Annotated in this window: 14 protein-coding genes and 1 CRISPR repeat array; of the genes, 13 read left to right on the top strand and 1 reads right to left on the bottom strand. The window is 37.0% G+C overall.

Translation table 11 applies throughout. The features are described from left to right. Positions 1–123 precede the first annotated feature (123 nt). The 12 genes from MKY78_RS04475 (at position 124) to MKY78_RS04420 (ending at position 15,527) form a co-directional block, all read left to right on the top strand. Complete coding sequence (locus tag MKY78_RS04475; protein WP_339216553.1) at positions 124–873, top strand: DeoR/GlpR family DNA-binding transcription regulator; 750 nt, start codon at positions 124–126, stop codon at positions 871–873. Then, a complete protein-coding gene (gene pfkB, locus MKY78_RS04470; protein WP_339216551.1) occupies positions 870–1,781 on the top strand; it encodes a 1-phosphofructokinase in 912 nt (303 codons plus the stop codon). Before MKY78_RS04475 ends, pfkB begins: the two co-directional genes overlap by 4 nt. Positions 1,782–1,808: 27 nt before the next feature. Then, complete coding sequence (locus MKY78_RS04465) at positions 1,809–3,686, top strand: fructose-specific PTS transporter subunit EIIC (RefSeq protein ID WP_339216550.1); 1,878 nt, start codon at positions 1,809–1,811, stop codon at positions 3,684–3,686. A gap of 197 nt (positions 3,687–3,883) precedes the next feature. Then, positions 3,884–4,354, top strand: a complete 471-nt coding sequence (tnpA, locus tag MKY78_RS04460) for an IS200/IS605 family transposase (protein WP_339214265.1) — start codon at positions 3,884–3,886, stop codon at positions 4,352–4,354. A gap of 434 nt (positions 4,355–4,788) precedes the next feature. Beyond that, the gene (cas3, locus tag MKY78_RS04455; RefSeq protein WP_339216548.1) at positions 4,789–7,194 is read left to right on the top strand and encodes a CRISPR-associated helicase Cas3'; all 2,406 of its coding nucleotides are present in this window, start codon (positions 4,789–4,791) and stop codon (positions 7,192–7,194) included. A 166-nt stretch (positions 7,195–7,360) separates the two neighbouring features. Next, complete coding sequence (gene cas5c / locus MKY78_RS04450; RefSeq protein WP_339216546.1) at positions 7,361–8,080, top strand: type I-C CRISPR-associated protein Cas5c; 720 nt, start codon at positions 7,361–7,363, stop codon at positions 8,078–8,080. Position 8,081: 1 nt separating this feature from the next. Next, positions 8,082–9,989, top strand: a complete 1,908-nt coding sequence (cas8c, locus tag MKY78_RS04445; protein WP_339216545.1) for a type I-C CRISPR-associated protein Cas8c/Csd1 — start codon at positions 8,082–8,084, stop codon at positions 9,987–9,989. Further along, complete coding sequence (cas7c, locus tag MKY78_RS04440) at positions 9,986–10,843, top strand: type I-C CRISPR-associated protein Cas7/Csd2 (RefSeq protein WP_339216544.1); 858 nt, start codon at positions 9,986–9,988, stop codon at positions 10,841–10,843. The genes cas8c and cas7c overlap by 4 nt, the downstream gene beginning before the upstream one ends. Next, positions 10,833–11,489, top strand: a complete 657-nt coding sequence (gene cas4, locus MKY78_RS04435; RefSeq protein WP_339216543.1) for a CRISPR-associated protein Cas4 — start codon at positions 10,833–10,835, stop codon at positions 11,487–11,489. The genes cas7c and cas4 overlap by 11 nt, the downstream gene beginning before the upstream one ends. Then, positions 11,486–12,517 carry a type I-C CRISPR-associated endonuclease Cas1c gene (gene cas1c, locus MKY78_RS04430; protein WP_339216542.1) on the top strand — a complete coding sequence of 344 codons (1,032 nt, stop codon included), beginning with the start codon at positions 11,486–11,488 and terminating at the stop codon, positions 12,515–12,517. Before cas4 ends, cas1c begins: the two co-directional genes overlap by 4 nt. An 11-nt stretch (positions 12,518–12,528) precedes the next feature. After that, positions 12,529–12,819 (top strand): CRISPR-associated endonuclease Cas2, encoded by a 291-nt coding sequence (cas2, locus tag MKY78_RS04425; RefSeq protein ID WP_339217828.1) that lies wholly within the window; start codon positions 12,529–12,531, stop codon positions 12,817–12,819. Positions 12,820–12,990: 171 nt separating this feature from the next. Then, positions 12,991–14,153: direct repeats of the CRISPR family, unit length 31 nt; unit sequence GTCGCACTCTACTTGAGTGCGTGGATTGAAA. 186 nt (positions 14,154–14,339) lie between these two features. Next, a complete protein-coding gene (locus MKY78_RS04420) occupies positions 14,340–15,527 on the top strand; it encodes a DUF4317 domain-containing protein (protein WP_339216540.1) in 1,188 nt (395 codons plus the stop codon). A 182-nt stretch (positions 15,528–15,709) separates the two neighbouring features. On the opposite strand, the gene MKY78_RS04415 is transcribed toward MKY78_RS04420, so the two are convergent. Beyond that, on the bottom strand, positions 15,710–16,279 hold the full coding sequence (locus tag MKY78_RS04415; protein ID WP_339216538.1) for a TetR-like C-terminal domain-containing protein: 570 nt from the start codon (positions 16,277–16,279) through the stop codon (positions 15,710–15,712). Positions 16,280–16,429: 150 nt separating this feature from the next. On the opposite strand from MKY78_RS04415, the gene MKY78_RS04410 reads away from it, so the two are divergent. Continuing rightward, a complete protein-coding gene (locus MKY78_RS04410; protein WP_339217826.1) occupies positions 16,430–18,487 on the top strand; it encodes an MMPL family transporter in 2,058 nt (685 codons plus the stop codon).

Raw genomic sequence — 18,487 nt, 5'->3', positions numbered from 1 at the left:
ATGTGAAAGTGAGAGACAAGGTAGGAAAAAAACATAAGTATGGATGACATATTTTTGACTTTAGTAGTATTTGATTGTTTTTGAAGTTTTTTGATGGTAAAATACCGTTTTAGGAGGTATGTGATGTTAACAGATGAGAGATATTCTGTCATTTTAAACCGATTACAGGAATCCGGTATCGTAAAGACTCAGGATTTATTAACGATATTAAATTGTTCAGAGTCTACCATTAGAAGAGACTTAGACCATCTAGAACAGGCAGGATATTTAAAGCGTATTCATGGTGGTGCGAAGAGAATTTATCAATTAGACGAAGAATTGTCTAATAAGGAGAAATCACTCAAAAACGTTCAAGAAAAATCAAGCATCGGTAAATTTGCAGCATCGCTTATCGAAGAAAATGATGTTATCTTCCTAGATGCCGGTACCACAACGCTTGCCATTATAGATTATATCAAGGTAGGGAACATTACAGTTGTAACCAATGGAATTCAACATGCTTCTCTACTAGCTGATTATGGGATAGATACCATTCTATTGGGTGGGAAAATCAAATTATCAACAAAAGCGATAGTAGGTCCGACTAGTATTAGTGAGTTGAAGAATTATCAATTCGATAAGGCCTTCATCGGTACCAATGGAATTGATTTAGAATTTGGTTGCACAACCCCTGATCCAGAAGAAGCAGCTATTAAAAGATTAGCATTTCGACAATCTGCCAATAGCTACGTTTTGGCAGATCAGACGAAGTGGAATAAAGTGACGTTTGTCAAAGTATGTGATTTAGATGATGTAACGATTATTACGGAACAGACTGAGTTGGACCTATCATCATTTAAAGAAAAAACAACGATTTTGGAGGCTACCTCATGATTTACACGATTACACTAAACCCTTCTATTGATTATATTGTAAGCATTCCACAAGTAGCGCTTGGGGAGCTAAATAAAATGGATCACGACCTAAAATTACCAGGTGGTAAAGGAATTAACGTATCACGAATCCTACACGAAGTAGGGAAAGATACCGTAGCGCTAGGCTTTTTAGGTGGATTTACTGGTGGTTTCATTTCCGATTGGCTTACGAAAGAAGGCGTTCGTTCTGATTTTATACAAATTCGAGAGGATACTAGAATTAATATTAAATTAAAATCAGAAGAAGAAACAGAAATAAACGGTCGCGGACCAAGTATCTCACCAGAGGAATCAAAGAAACTTATGGAGAAACTTAGTCACTTAACACCAGAGGATACTGTGGTTTTATCTGGAAGTAAGCCACCGAGCCTTCCGGATGACTATTACTTACAACTAGTAGAACTGATAACGAAGCAGGGTGCTTCTTTCATCATCGACACAACTGGGCAGGAGTTATTCACTGCGCTACCATTAAACCCGTTATTAGTGAAACCGAATAAAGAGGAGTTAGCAGAACTATTTCAGGTCAGTATAACAAGTGAAGCGGATGTCCTTACTTACGGGAATAAGCTGCTAGAGCTAGGTGCGGAACATGTTATCGTATCCATGGCTGGAGAAGGGGCACTACTATTTACGAAAAATGGTACGTATAAAGGAATTAATCCAAAAGGTACCGTTAAAAATTCAGTCGGTGCTGGTGACTCAATGATTGCGGGATTCACTGGGGAATATATGCAATCTAAAGACCCAATTCAAGCATTCAAGATGGGAATTGCATCTGGAAGTGCTACTGCGTTCTCAGATGATTTAGCAAAAAAACAAGATATTCACTCTCTACTTAATCAGATTGAGATAAAGCCATTATAAGTGAAATAACATAAAAGGATGAGACAAATGAAGATTACAGATTTACTAAGAAAGGACATCATGATTCTTGATTTACAGGCTACGGAAAAAGAATCAGCAATTGATGAAATGATAGCAAGCCTAAATAATAGTGGTGTTCTTACAGACGTTGCCGAATTTAAAGATGCGATTTTAAAGCGGGAGGCACAAACTTCTACTGGACTAGGCGATGGAATTGCTATGCCCCATGCCAAGAACAAAGCAGTAACAGAACCAACCGTACTTTTTGCAAAAAGTAAAAAAGGGGTAGACTATGAATCACTAGATGGACAACCTGCCTATTTATTTTTCATGATCGCTGTTCCTGAAGGCGGAAATAACACCCATTTAGAAACGTTAGCAGCCCTATCTAGGAAATTAATCGATAAGGAATTTGTTGATCAATTAAAAGCGGCTTCTAATGCTGATGAAGTTCTTGCATTATTTGTGGAGGAACAAGAGGAAGAAGAAGCAGATAAGACTTCTAATGAAGCACCAGCAAATGATACGAAACCATTTGTTGTTGCGATTACGGCTTGTCCAACAGGGATTGCCCATACATTCATGGCAGAAGATGCATTAAAGAAAAAAGCGAAAGAGATGAATGTAGATATTCGAGTAGAGACGCAAGGTTCTGAAGGTGCGAAAAATACCTTAACAGAAGATGAAATACGTCGTGCAGATGCGGTAATTATTGCTGCTAGTAAGAAAGTTGATTTAGATCGTTTTGAAGGTAAACATGTTCTACAACGTCCGGTGGCAGATGGTATTAAGAAATCGGAAGAATTAATTACGAAGGCAGTTAATAAGGCTGCTCCTATTTACCATTCCGATGGCAGCGAGCAAAAAGCTGATGATATGGAAGATAAGCCTAATTCTATATGGGGAAGAATTTATAAGGATTTAATGAATGGAATTTCTCATATGCTTCCATTTGTTGTCGGTGGTGGTATTTTACTTGCGCTTTCCTTCTTATTTGAAAGCTTCTTAGGTGATGATAGCACAACATTTACTTTCTTAAATGATATCGGTAGTAATGCGTTTAGTTTCTTAATTCCAATCTTTGCTGGATTTATTGCCTTAAGTATAGCGGATCGTCCGGGATTAATGCCAGGTATGGTCGGTGGTTTAATTGCCGTAAATAGTAATGCAGGATTTTTAGGTGGACTTGTTGCTGGTTTCTTAGCAGGTTATGTCATTCTTTTATTAAGAAGATTACTACGCGGGTTACCAAAGACATTAGAAGGGCTAAAGCCTATTCTACTTTACCCAGTACTAGGACTATTTTTAACTGGAATTTTAATGTACTTTGTATTTGGTCCAATATTTGCAACGATTAATACAGCATTGATTGATTTCTTACAAGGCCTTGGAACGGCTAATGCCGCTATACTGGGAATCGTTCTTGGTGGAATGATGGCAGTAGATATGGGTGGACCATTCAATAAAGCAGCATATGCTTTCTCTATTGGTATCTTTACGGATACTGGAGATGGTAGTCTAATGGCTGCTGTTATGGCTGGTGGGATGGTACCACCACTTGCAATCGCCTTAGCAAGCACATTCTTTAAAAATAAATTCTCAGCGGAAGAACGTAAATCAGGTGTAACGAATTATGTAATGGGATTATCCTTTATTACAGAAGGGGCAATTCCGTTTGCAGCTGCTGACCCATTACGCGTTATTGGTTCATCCGTAGTAGGTGCAGCTATTGCAGGTGGTCTGACTCAATTCTTTGGATCAGCAATTCCAGCACCACATGGCGGAATCTTTGTTACGCCACTTGCCGAACATGCCTTGTTGTTCCTATTATCACTTGCAATTGGTGCCATTGTTTCGGCAGTGTTATTAGGACTTTGGAGAAAACCAGTGAGTGAAGAAAAGTAATTGGATAGTGTAATTGAATTTTAAAGTGCCTAGGTGAATCCTAGGCATTTTTTTGTGTCATTTGAAAACCCCTGGCTATGCCGGGGGTTCCGGAGAGCTTATAGCGTGGTATTAAAATTAAAAAAGGCCTCTCTTCGTGATAAGATATAGTTGGTTTCCCGACCACTACATCAAATAAACGAAGGAGGCATGTCCCAATGAAGGACAAGAATAGTTTAGCACATACAACATGGAATTGTAAGTATCACATCGTGTTTGCACCAAAATACAGAAGACAAATTATATATGGAAAATACAAACAAAGTATAGGAAAAATAATAAGAGAATTATGCGAGAGAAAAGGTGTAACCATTCATGAGGCAAATGCATGTCGAGATCATATCCATATGTTAGTAAGTATCCCACCAAAGCTGAGTGTATCTCAGTTTATGGGATATTTAAAAGGAAAAAGCAGTTTAATGATATTCGACCGACATGCAAATTTAAAATATAAATATGGCAATCGAAAATTCTGGTGTCGAGGTTTCTACGTCGATACAGTGGGCCGAAATAAGAAGCAAATAGAAGAATATATTAGGAATCAGCTCCGAGAAGATTATATATCAGATCAATTAACGTTATTCGAAGAGTTTGATCCATTCACAGGAGAAAAAAATAGAAAGATATAAGAGATTCTTTAGAATCAGTGCGTGGATGTGGTGCGTAAGGGAAAACCATTCAGTGGGCCTTTAAGGCCAAGGCCGGTAAAAGAGGCTTCAAGCCGCAGAGCAAACCACCAGTTCACACTGGTGGTTTTGATTTAATTAATCAATGAACGCCTCGGAGATGTATGGTAATTCGAACAAAGTAGCAGTTCAACCTGTCAATAAAGGTTCAAGGTACCTAATTATTGTAGCTCTAAAGATAGTATAAGGATTTGTCCGTTTAATATGTAACAGTATATTTCATGCTGGAAGATGGTTCTTATTATAAAGAATTTAGTTAAATTCCATTATATTTACAAATTTTTCAGACTTTGTCCTTGCGTTTCTGCAAAAAACGGATAATATAGTAATAAAGAGGGTTATTATGTAAAAAAATGTCACAAAAGGGGGTCTGAAGGATGGTTTATGTAGCGCATATCCGAGAGAAAGATAAAGAAATACAGTCAGTGAAAGAGCATTTAATAGGTGTTAAAAAGCTATCAGAATCATTTGGAGAGAAATTGAAATTAAAGCATGTAGCTGGATTAGCCGGCCTTCTTCATGATCTTGGTAAATATTCCGATGAATTTCAACATTATATTAATAAAGCAGTCTTTGAACCGGAAACTTTAAGTGTAAGGCGTGGTGAGGTTGATCATTCTACTGCTGGTGGAAAATTGCTGTTCTCCTTGCTTCACGATATTAATAATAATCCATTCCATGAATTACTTCTAGCTGAAGTTGTTTCCAATGCTATTATTTCACATCACAGTAATCTCCATGATTTTATTTCACCAACCATTGAATCTGATTTTTTAAGAAGAGTAAAAGAAAAAGAACTCAGTGGATACCCGTTAGCTGTTGAGCGATTTTTTCAAGAAGTTATGTCACAAGAGGAATTTCGTGAATATGTGAACAAGGCGGTATTAGAATTAGAACGTTTTACAGACAAAAGCCCCACTCAGAGTTTTTTTCTATCAAAGTTTATCTTTAGTTGTTTAATAGATGCGGACCGGACGGATACAAGAATGTTTGAAGAACAATCTCCCCTAGAAGAGCCCCTTTCATATCATCAACTTTTCGATACTTACTATCAGAGATTAATGAAGAAGTTGCAGGGATTTAAAAACAATGCAAACTCTAATAACTCAATCAATGTATTACGTCAAAATATGTCGGAACAGTGTGAGATTTTCGCAGAGAAGCCATCGGGAATTTATACCCTATCTATCCCAACAGGTGGTGGGAAAACTCTTGCTAGCTTGCGTTATGCTCTTACACATGCTCGGAAGTATAACAAACAACGAATTATTTATATTGTTCCTTTTACAACCATTATTGAGCAAAATGCCCAGGAAATCCGAACGATATTGGAGGACGATATACATATATTAGAGCACCACTCGAATGTTATTGCAGATTTTGATGATGATGAACAAGAGGATGGCCTCCTTACGAAAATGCACAAATTAAAACTTGCTCGTGATAATTGGGATAGTCCTATTATCTTTACTACCATGGTTCAGTTTTTGAATGTATTTTATGCAAAGGGAAATCGGAATACACGAAGACTACATAATTTAAGTCACGCAGTCCTTATTTTTGATGAAGTACAAAAGGTTCCTACGAAATGCGTTTCTCTTTTCAATGAGTCTCTAAACTTCTTAAAAGCCCATATGAACAGCAGTATTCTTCTCTGTACAGCAACTCAGCCAACATTAGAGGAAGTCAGACATAGCTTATTGAAGAACCGGGATGGTGAAATTGTATCTGATCTTCCCAATGTATCGAAGGCATTTAAACGCGTCAATTTGATTGATAAAACCGAAGTGCCTTTTACGAATGAAGTATTAGCTGACTGGATAATTCAAGGAATGAATAAAAGAGAAAGTACGCTTGTTATTTTAAATACGAAAACAGTAGTAAAGAACTTATATGAAAAGTTAAAATTGGAAGGTTTACCCGTGTATCATCTAAGTACTTCAATGAGTGCAGCACATCGTAAAGATAAATTAAAAGAAATTAAAAATATGTTGGCAAAGGGAATTCCGATTATATGTGTAACAACACAAATAATTGAAGCTGGCGTAGATGTAAGTTTTAAATGTGTTATTCGTTCCAAGGCTGGTTTGGATTCTATTGCACAAGCAGCAGGAAGATGTAATCGACATGGTGAATATGATATGCAAAATGTATATGTAATTGATCATGTAGAGGAGAACCTTTCTAAATTACAAGAAATCGAAGTCGGTAAAGATATCACGAGTAAATTGCTAGCAGCCTACAAAAAAGATACAAAAAAATATGAAGAGAATCTCTTATCGGAAAAAGCGATGAAAGAATATTTCCTTCACTACTATTCGAAAATGGAGGGGAATTTAAATTACCATGTGGAGCTAATTAATCAAGATATGACAAATCTCTTAATGGCTCATAGAAATGAATCTGATTATGTATCTACTTATAGGAAGAAATTTGGTACGCATCTTCCACTATTATTAACGGGAAGTTATAAAACTGCAGCAGAACATTTTCAAGTAATTGATAACGTAACAACACCTGTGATTGTGCCTTACGGGGAAGGAAAAGATATTATTGCTCATTTGAATAGTGAGGAATGGACAGAGAATCTAACGTTTCTTTTAAAAAAGGCGCAGCAGTATACGGTGAGTTTATATGCTAATGAACTGGCAACTCTAAAACAACAGAACGCTATAGTCATGCATTTAGATGGAGCAATCTATGAACTTAGAGAGAATTGGTATAGCAATGAATATGGAGTGGATTTGTTGGGGGAGGGCGAGATGGGATTCGTTTCATTTTAAAAGATGTGAACAAAAAATCTGATAAAGAATTAATGTCATTAGAGATAATAAGAGAGATGTTAGAAATAATTAAATCACACACAAAATGAATTAAGGCTCCTTTGTAAATACAAGATTATGAAGGAGCCTCCTATAAAAAAATGCTTTTAAGGAGGTGAAAAAATCCATGAAACATAAAAACGAAATCCAATTTGAAGTATTTGGCGATTATGCACTGTTCACCGATCCCCTTACGAAGATTGGTGGTGAAAAATTTTCTTATAGTGTTCCTACCTATCAAGCGTTAAAAGGAATTGTGGAGGGAATTTATTGGAAGCCAACGATTATTTTCTATATCGATGAACTTCGCGTGATGAAACCGATACAAATGGAATCGAAGGGGATTCGTCCTATTGATTATGGCGGTGGGAATACACTAGCCAACTATACCTATTTAAAAGATGTTCACTATCAAGTAAAAGCTCATTTTGAATTTAATATGAATCGTCCCGATATGGCCTTTGATCGTAATGAAGGAAAGCATTTTAGTATTCTACAACGTTCGTTAAAAGCGGGTGGGAGAAGAGACATATTTTTAGGAACAAGAGAATGCCAAGGGTATGTGGAGCCTTGTAAATTTGGCGAGGGGCAAGGATATTATGATGATAAAGATGATTTACATTATTTAGGAACAATGGTGCATGGTTTTAATTACCCTGATGAAACTGGTAGAGATGAATTAGAAGTTAGATTATTTAATCCAGTTATGGAGAAAGGGTATATTAAATTTCCTAGACCAGAGGATTGCTCTATTGTAAGACCAATTAAAGAGATGAAAGCAAAGCTGTTTAATGAGGATAATGTAGAGTCTGTAGATTCATTAGCTCGTCGTATAGGAGGTGAGTAAATTGAGTTGGTTGCTTCAATTGTACAATACTTATAACAAAAATGAAGATCAGGTTGGGAAAACATTCAAGAAATCGAGTGGTAGCGAATATACCCTTTTACCAATCTCCCACACTACGCAAAATGCACATATTGAAATTACAGTTGACGAGAATGGTGAATTTCTAGATGCGAAAGTGTTAGAAAAAGAAAGCACAATTATTCCATGTACAGAAGAGTCTGCAAGTCGTTCAGGTGCAAAAATTGCACCTTATCCGTTACATGACAAATTAAGCTATGTTGCTGGCGATTATGTAAAGTATGGGGGAACGGTAAAAAATTTGGATGATAGGCCTTTTGATACGTACATCAAAAACTTGAAGGAATGGGCTGAATCACCTTATGCGACTGACAAAGTCAAATCGATTTACAAGTACGTAAGGAAGGGACGAGTAATCGAAGACTTAGTAGGAAAAGACGTACTTGCTTTAGATGATAATCAGAAGTTAATTGAAAAGTGGAATAAAAAGTATGAAGAATTAAAAGGAGAACGTCCGCGGATTTTTTCGAGTGGTGCAACCGATCAATCTAGTGCTTTTATCCGTTTTAATGTGTATTCTTCTACATCTACTAAAGCTGTTTGGAAGGATACAGATGTCTATCATTCATTTATTGCATTTTATAATGAGAAATTGGGAGAAAAAGGCATCGACTATGTGACTGGAGAAATAGCTCCTACTACAGAAAGACATGCCAATAAAATTCGCCATGCAGCAGATAAAGCCAAATTAATTTCTGCAAATGATAATTCAGGATTTACCTTCCGCGGTAGATTTAAGGAAAGCAAGGAAGCTGTTGGAATAAGCTATGATGTATCTCAAAAAGCACATAACGCGTTAAAGTGGCTTATCCATCGACAAGGAAACACGATTGATAATCGAGTATTTCTTGTATGGGGAGTTGATAATGAAAAGACTAGTACAGTACCTGCTCCTGATGAAGATGCATGGAATTTGATGCAGCATAGTAATAGAGAAATAGAAAGTGTACCAGAAACAGACAAGCCATATGCCGAGGAGGTTAAAAAAGCTATCGCAGGATATCGGAATGACCTTCAGTATAATGCGGAGGTTAACATTTTAGTTCTTGATTCTGCTACGACAGGACGGATGGCTGTATTATACTTTCGAAATATGGGAAAAGAACTATATTTAAATCGTCTAGAAGCATGGCATGAACAATGTGCTTGGTTACATCATTATAGAAAAGAAGAAGGAAAATATATTAGTTTTTATGGTGCTCCGGCTACGAGGGACATAGCTTTTGCAGCCTATGGGCCAAGGGCCAGTGATAAGGTTATAAAAGGATTAATGGAACGAATGCTTCCATGTATAGTGGATGGGCGCTTTATTCCGCGAGATATTATAAGAAGTGCTTTTTATCGTGCTTCCAACCCTGTTGCAATGGAGAAATGGGAATGGGAAAAAACGTTATCAATCACTTGTTCTTTGATTAGAAAATCATTAATAGAGAAGAAGGAGGTATGGGATGTGGCATTAGACTATGAATCTAATGATAGAAGTTATTTATTTGGTAGATTATTAGCAATAGCAGACGTGTTAGAGAGGGGGAGCCTTGGCAAAGATGAGACCCGTGCAACCAATGCAGTTCGTTATATGAATTCTTTTGCTAAGAACCCAGCTCGTACATGGTTAACAATCCAAGGGAGTCTACAACCCTATCAAGCAAAATTAGGAACAAAAGTAACTTATCTCACCAAAATGATTGATGAAGTAGCTGATCAATTTCAAAATGGGGAATTTAATAATAAACCATTATCGGAAAAGTATTTGCTAGGATTTTACAGCCAACGTCGTGAATTGTATAAAAAGAAGGAAAATAATAAGGATAGTGAGGAGACAAACGAATGAAAACTCTAGATCATAAAATTGATTTTGCTGTGGTTTTATCAGTTTCAAAGGCTAACCCGAACGGAGATCCATTAAATGGAAATCGTCCACGTCAGAATTATGATGGACATGGAGAGATTTCTGATGTAGCTATCAAGCGTAAAATTAGAAATAGATTACAAGATATGGGGGAAGCGATTTTTGTTCAGTCTGACGATCGTAAAACAGATGGTTATAAAAGTCTTAGGGAAAGAGCGGACTCTAATGAGCAGCTTGCAAAAATGTTAAAAGATAAGAAAGCCTCTGAAGATGAATTTGCCACTATTGCATGTGAGCAATGGATAGATGTACGGAGTTTTGGTCAGGTATTTGCTTTTAAAGGTTCAACATTATCTGTTGGTGTTCGTGGACCAGTATCTGTCCAAACTGCCACAAGTGTTGATCCTATCGATATTACAAGCGTACAAATAACCAAAAGTGTTAATTCTGTAACAAGCGATTCTAGAAGCTCTGATACGATGGGGATGAAGCACCGTGTAGATTTTGGGGTCTATGTGTTTAAAGGAAGTATTAATACACAACTTGCAGAGAAAACAGGATTTACGTATGAAGATGCATTAAAAATAAGAGAAGCTTTAATTACACTTTTCGAAAATGACAGTTCCTCTGCCCGTCCGGATGGTAGTATGGAAGTGCATAAAGTGTATTGGTGGGAACATTCTTCTAAACTAGGACAGTATTCTTCTGCGAAGGTACATCGCTCGTTACAGGTTAAAGCTAAAACTGACACACCGAGGGCATTTGATGAAGAAAATTATGATGTCCAGTTGAGTGAATTAGAAGGATTAAATGTGGAAATATTCGATGGACAATAAAGAAGAAAGCTATTTAATGCTATCTGGATTACAACATTTTCAGTTTTGTAGGCGTCAGTGGGCACTGATACACATTGAACAACAATGGGAAGAGAATGTAAAAACTATAGAAGGGCAGCATCTTCATCAAAAAGCGGATCAACCATTTATTCGTGAAAAACGTGGTAAGAAGCTAATTGTTAGAGCAATGTCTGTACACTCTCATGATTTAAGGTTAAGTGGGATATGTGATGTTGTTGAATTTATTCTGGATAGTAATGGAATTGAGCTATCAGGTATGCAAGGCTCATACAAAGCATACCCAGTAGAATATAAACGGGGAAAACCTAAAAAGGGAGAAGAGGATATTATTCAATTGGCTGCCCAGGCAATCTGTCTAGAAGATATGCTCCTATGTTCAGTTGATAAAGGTTATATTTACTATAATGAAATAAAGCATCGTGTTGAGATAACGATAACACAAGAGTTAAGAGATAAAGTAACAGCAATGGCAAAAGAAATGCATGACTATTATAGAAAGAAATATACTCCTAAAGTAAAAACGGGTCCACATTGTAAAAGTTGTTCATTGCAACATATATGCTTACCTAATTTGATGAATAAGCAGAGTGTCAAAAGTTATCTTGAAAGGAAGTTGAAAGAGTGAAGAAATTGCTGAACACATTATTTATTACCCAGCCTGATGTTTATTTATCATTAGATGGTGATAACATTGTGTTGTTAAAAGAAAAAGAAAAACTCGGAAGACTTCCTTTACACAATTTAGAGGGAATCGTAAGTTTTGGCTATACTGGAGCTAGCCCAGCTCTGATGGGGTATTGTGCAGAACGTAACATATCCATAACATTTTTAACGAAAAATGGAAGGTTTTTAGCGAGGGTAATTGGTCAGAGTCGTGGAAATGTAATTTTAAGAAAAACACAATATCATTTCTCTGAGGATGAATCTATATCAGCAAAGGTAGCTCGAAATTTTATCATCGGAAAATTATACAATAATAAATGGATTCTAGAAAGAATGACACGGAATTATCCTTTACGGATAGATGTTAAAGCGTTTAAAGACGTATCAAAACAATTAACTTCTATTTTGGAGGAAGTAAGGAAATGTGAAGAACTGGATAGTCTGCGAGGGTGGGAAGGACAAGGGGCAATTGCTTATAATAAAGTCTTTAATTCAATGATTTTACAACAAAAGGAAGATTTTTATTTTCATCATCGATCACGTAGACCGCCATTGGATAATGTGAATGCAATGCTATCATTTGCTTATACATTATTAGCAAATGACACTGCTGCTGCATTAGAAACAGTTGGTCTTGATGCCTATGTAGGATTTATGCATCGTGTTCGACCTGGCAGAGCTTCACTTGCGTTAGATATAATGGAAGAGTTAAGAGGTGTCTTGGCAGATAAATTTGTTTTATCTCTAATCAATCGTAAAGTAATTACAAAAGAAGATTTCTTAAAGAAAGAAAATGATGCAGTAATCATGACGGATGAAGCAAGAAAGAAATTTCTAAAAGCATGGCAAGAAAAAAAGCAGGAAACAATAACTCATCCATTCTTAGCTGAAAAAATAGCATGGGGACTTGTCCCATATGCACAATCGTTGTTATTAGCACGTTATTTACGAGGAGATTTGGATGAATATCCACCATTTTTATGGAAGTAGGTGAAGGCTGGTTGTTAGTATTGATTACTTATGATGTCAGTACGTCAAGTGATGGGGGAGTTAAGCGGCTTAGAAAGGTATCAAAGGAATGTCAAAATTATGGACAACGAGTTCAAAATTCTGTCTTTGAATGCATTTTAGATGCAACACAGTACACCACACTAAAATTGAAATTGGAGGGTCTAATTGATCCAAAGAAGGATAGTCTACGATTTTACAAATTGGGAAATAACCATAAAACAAAGGTGGAACACATAGGGGTAAAAGAATCTCTAGATTTAGAAGGACCACTCTTATTTTAGGTGTGCTAACCCCAAGCTCACATATAATCTCTAGAAGGTTAGCACTCAATTTTTTCGATTTTATAGCGAAATTTATAGCATTTACGGGAAGAAATTCGGAATTAAAATTAATTTAACGAAAATTATGTATTGATTTAGAATGTATGTTTGTCTTTTTCGGCGAAAATCGCTGTCGCACTCTACTTGAGTGCGTGGATTGAAATAATGAAATGATTTTGTCAAAAGACAAATAAAATGTCGCACTCTACTTGAGTGCGTGGATTGAAATAAAAAAGAACAAGAAAAACACGAACAAGAATTCGCGTCGCACTCTACTTGAGTGCGTGGATTGAAATAATTTGATTGCCTAAAGTATCAATCTGGGCTTGTAGTCGCACTCTACTTGAGTGCGTGGATTGAAATGTACCTCGTTGAGCATCAGCTGCGCTCGCTCCCGGTCGCACTCTACTTGAGTGCGTGGATTGAAATTAACTTGTAATTGCATTGATGACCCATTTAAAAAGTCGCACTCTACTTGAGTGCGTGGATTGAAATGCAATATAAAAGAAGATGACCGCATCTCGAATAAGGTCGCACTCTACTTGAGTGCGTGGATTGAAATCTACCCTCTTGCAGTAACTGTGTTTAAACAAGACTGTCGCACTCTACTTGAGTGCGTGGATTGAAATTCCAATGGCTCGAAACTATGGGACCAGAATCAGCAACGTCGCACTCTACTTGAGTGCGTGGATTGAAATACCCGCCCCAGAAGACATATTTGCAGATATTGAGTCGCACTCTACTTGAGTGCGTGGATTGAAATCTCTGCTGTAAACTCCACAATCTTACCGTTAACGTCGCACTCTACTTGAGTGCGTGGATTGAAATTTCGCAATATGTGCGGGGATAGTGACGAATCCACCGTCGCACTCTACTTGAGTGCGTGGATTGAAATCTAAAGGGGGCGTTGTATTATGTAATTACCGACCCGTCGCACTCTACTTGAGTGCGTGGATTGAAATCTCGATGCGAACGATTTGCAGACGGAATACAACGTCGCACTCTACTTGAGTGCGTGGATTGAAATCAGGTCAGATGGAAACAAACGGGACTAGATTTCAGGCGTCGCACTCTACTTGAGTGCGTGGATTGAAATAATATACAGACATAAAAAGTATAATATCATCGTGGTCGCACTCTACTTGAGTGCGTGGATTGAAATTTTCCAGTGGAGCTGTTCATTAAAATAGCTTGGACGTCGCACTCTACTTGAGTGCGTGGATTGAAATAGCAGATTGAAGAGATTAATCGAAAAGTCCGTGCGTCGCACTCTACTTGAGTGCGTGGATTGAAAGAGTTCGATAAAAAATAATTACTGGATGAAATAGAATGTTGAAGTTCTATTCCAGTCCGGTTTTCTTTTGTAATTTTACTGTACCTTGCATATATATTTTACGTTAAGATAGTTTTCTAGGAATATGATAAAATGAAAGAACTTACCCATAAAGTCATGCTAACAAACAACTTAGGAGTGTAAAAACTTGAACAAAAAAGACATCGCAAATATTCGTAAACAATTTAAAGTTAACAATGATTTATTAAAAATACATGATATTTACTATGTATACATTATGAAAGAATCGAGCGAAATTTACCATCATCAAAGCTTCCCTTTTGATTTATTAGAAGAAGAACAAAAAGAATTATTTATGGATAACTTTAAGAAAGTACTATCCGGTCAAATGGATGAGAAATTATTCGAATTGAAGTTTCTGCGTGATGTGGAAGATAGTAGTCAGCTAATTTTACATCAAGGGTTACTTGCGAGTGAGACAGAAGAATGGAAGAACCAAATGCTTCGACTCGTGGAGAAGATGCTTCATGATAAGCAATATGAGATGGATATTGTGATAACCTTTATCCGTGGTGAATATATGAAACCGATGAAGAAGAGTACCGAATCGGAGGAAAGTGACCGTGATACGGTTTATGCCAATCCGTTCATTCTTTGTAGTATGAACAGAACGCTAGACCCTAAAAAAGAATTACTGTTTGACTATGTTGAAAAGGAGTTTAAATACAATATTGTAGTTGACCCGATTATTAATTTGAAGGCGCCACTATCTGGATTTCTTTTCCCATGTTTTACCGAGAATGCTGCAGATGTTAATCACGTTTTATATGCATCAGGGAAGAAGTTTGAATTAGACTACCACTTCATTGAAGAGGTGCTGAATGCGGAAGAAATCATGACTGCTGCCGATGATAAAGTAGTTTTTGAAGAAATTGTAAAGAAAGTAACTGGTGATCAAATCAGTACATCAACCCTTTCCAATGTATATGATGAAATCCATCGTGTAGTTGAAGAAAATGAAGAGGAAGAAGTGCCTCGTTTAGATTATAAAGATGTGGAGAAAGTATTAAGAAGCAGTGGTGTACAAGATGTCGATACGGAAAAAGTAGAAACGGCATTTAAAACGGTTATTGATGATGAAAAATATGAGTTTAAGGCGACGAATATTGTACCGAAATTTACTTCTAAATCCATTAAAATAAAAACAAAGGTAGCAGATATAGCCGTTAGTCCACCCGAACTAAGACATGTTAAACAGGTTAAGTTTGATGGGAAACTATATATGATGATTGAGCTTGAAGAGAATCCGTTAATCGAAGGATTTGAAATGATTCCAGAAGCATTATTTAACAAGGCGAATGACGAGCAAGAGTAAGTTTTCACCTATATGGTAAGTGTGATTCTGCTTTGAATGCTGTCAAATGATTATAAACGGTATATAGCAGTAATTTAGCAAAGCAAGTTGTCATAGTCATGTTAAGGAATACTAAAACTTAATTTTCTTTTCTAGACAAAGCACTTAAATTAGGTGCTTTGTCTCTTTTGTTTCGGGTCTTCTCATCTAACACCTTCAACCCCTTTATTTATCAGATCATTAATCAACCTTGCCATTTCCTTTGGAGATTGAACCATCCCCTTTGCCATCCACATTTTAATAACTTGGATACCGCCGCTGATGACAAATGTGCTAATATATTTGGATGTTTCCTGATCAAAGTCATATATATCCATCCAGTTCTTTATCATGAAACTCTCTGCAACATTGGTAACTTTTTGTTGAAAAGTCGAATCAGCCCTTTCATTTAGCAGCGTTAAACAATCTTCATGTTTGGAGGAAAAGTAATCCAGTAGGCTAACCGTCATATCGATTGCTTCATCTTCCTCGTGAAGATTCGCAGTATTTAAATAGTGCTTTAGGTCTTCAATTAGTTCATCCTCAATTTGTGTCAGGAGGGCGTATTGGTCTGGATAATGTGCGTAAAAGGTAGACCGATTGATATCAGCCATCTCACATATTTCTTTTACGGTGATGGAAGAGAGCGGCTTTTCCTTTAATAACTGCATCAAACTATCCTTTAATACCATTCGAGTGTACTTTTTTCTTCTATCCAATTTTTCAGAAGTCATATAATTCTCCTCCACGTTCACGTTATCCAACATAAATGGAAAATCTGTTGCGAAATGTACGAATTTTACAAAACTGTTTGTTGTGAAACCGACATAGTGTCTTTTATAATATTATAGTGGATTTTTTGTTTAGGCAAGGAAGGGTGAACAATAATCGATATTGCAGCAAGAATTATAAAAAATAAAAAGCCTATTGTGATTGCTTTTATTCTTTTTACCATTATTAGTGTAGTCGCTCAGTTTGCGGTTTCCGTCAACTACAATATGACAGACTACTTGCCAGAGAATGCCCAGTCAACAAAGGCATTAGAATTAATGGAACAAGAATTTGATGGAGCAGTTCCGAATACACGTGTCATGGTGAATGATGTTTCCATACAGGAAGCTCTTATCATGAAAGAAGAGCTCGCATCGATCGATGGGGTATCCGATGTTACTTGGTTGGATGATGCGATTGATATAAAGACCCCCATTGAAATGGCGGATAAAGAAACGGTTGAAACCTATTATAAAGATGATAATGCACTATTCACCTTTAGTGTTGCTTCCGGAAAAGAGGTGGCAGCAACCGATGCTATTTATGAATTAGTGGGTGACGATGGAGCTGTCTCAGGTGAAGCACTAAATACAGCTACTCAACAGAAGATGGCAGTTTCGGAAACGATGTATGCAGCAGCACTACTAGTACCGATTATCATTCTTATTCTAGTCATATCAACCAATTCTTGGATTGAGCCTGTGTTCTTTTTAACAGCTATTGGGGTATCCGTCTTAATCAACTTAGGAACTAATATCTTTATCGGTGAAGTTTCCTTTGTTACACAGTCTGTTGCTCCAATCCTACAGCTCGCTGTATCACTAGATTATGCGATATTCCTCTTGCATAGTTTCTCGGATTATCGCCAGAAAGTATCCGATCCAACAGAAGCTATGAGACTAGCAATGAAGCGGTCATTCCCTGCGATTATCGCTAGTGCATCTACTACCTTCTTTGGATTTATCGCGCTTACATTTATGCAATTTGAAATCGGCTCTGATCTAGGGTTAAACCTTGTAAAGGGAATCGTTCTAAGTTTTATCAGTGTCATGGTCTTCTTACCGGCATTGACATTATTGTTTTACAAATGGATTGATAAGACACAGCATAAGCCATTACTTCCAGCATTCAAAAACATTGGTAAGCGAGTTGTTAAGGTAAAAGTGCCGAGTCTACTCATTGTATTTATCCTGCTCGTGCCAGCGTTTTTAGCACAAGGTCAAACTAATTTTATTTATGGGATTGGTGACCAACCAGAATCTACTCGCGCTGGGAATGATATTGCTAAGATTGAAGAAGTCTTTGGCAAAAGCACACAAATGGTATTACTCGTGCCAAAAGGTGACATCGCGAAGGAAGAAGCATTGGTAAGAGAATTAGAGGATATGAATCCTGTGAAAAGTGTTCTTGCCTATGTAAATACGGTCGGCTCCGCAATACCAGCCGAGTACTTGGATCAGTCTGTGACAGAGCAGTTTTATTCAGAGCATTATAGCCGAATAATCCTCCAGACGAATACGGAAGCAGAGGGGGATCAGGCATTTGATTTTATAGAAGAAGTACAAGAAATGACAAAAGATTACTATGGAGACGAAGCATACTCGCTAGGGGAAGCTGTAACCTTATATGATATGAAAAATGTAGTACAGAAGGATAACACTGTCGTTAATGTCCTGACGGTTGTAACGATTGCTTTCGTACTTTTGATTACCTTTAAATCAATTACCTTCCCAATCGTGCTCTTGCTTACGATTCAATCAGCGGTTTGGATTAACTTATCGGTTCCATACTTTACGAATTCCTCTTTAGTATTTGTTGGGTATTTGATTGTCAGTACGGTACAGCTAGCAGCAACAGTCGATTATGCGATTTTGCTAACGGAGGCATATAAAGAAAATCGAAAAGAAATGTCCGCAATGAAGGCGATTAAGAAAACATTAGATGAAAAAATATTTTCGATTGCAATTTCTGCATCGATATTATCTAGTGTTGGCTTTATTCTATGGATTACCTCTTCAAATCCAATCGTCGCGTCCATTGGGTTGTTACTTGGACGTGGAGCATTATTAGCCTTTATCATGGTAGTATTCTTCCTACCTGCTTGTCTATTAGTGTTTGATAGAGTAATTGATAAAACTACCTGGAAAGCAAACTATTATAAGGAGAAATGA

Origin of the sequence: Ornithinibacillus sp. FSL M8-0202, assembly GCF_037975285.1 — a bacterium.
Lineage (GTDB): Bacteria > Bacillota > Bacilli > Bacillales > Amphibacillaceae > Ornithinibacillus > Ornithinibacillus massiliensis.
This window is presented reverse-complemented; position numbering and strand designations above follow the sequence as displayed.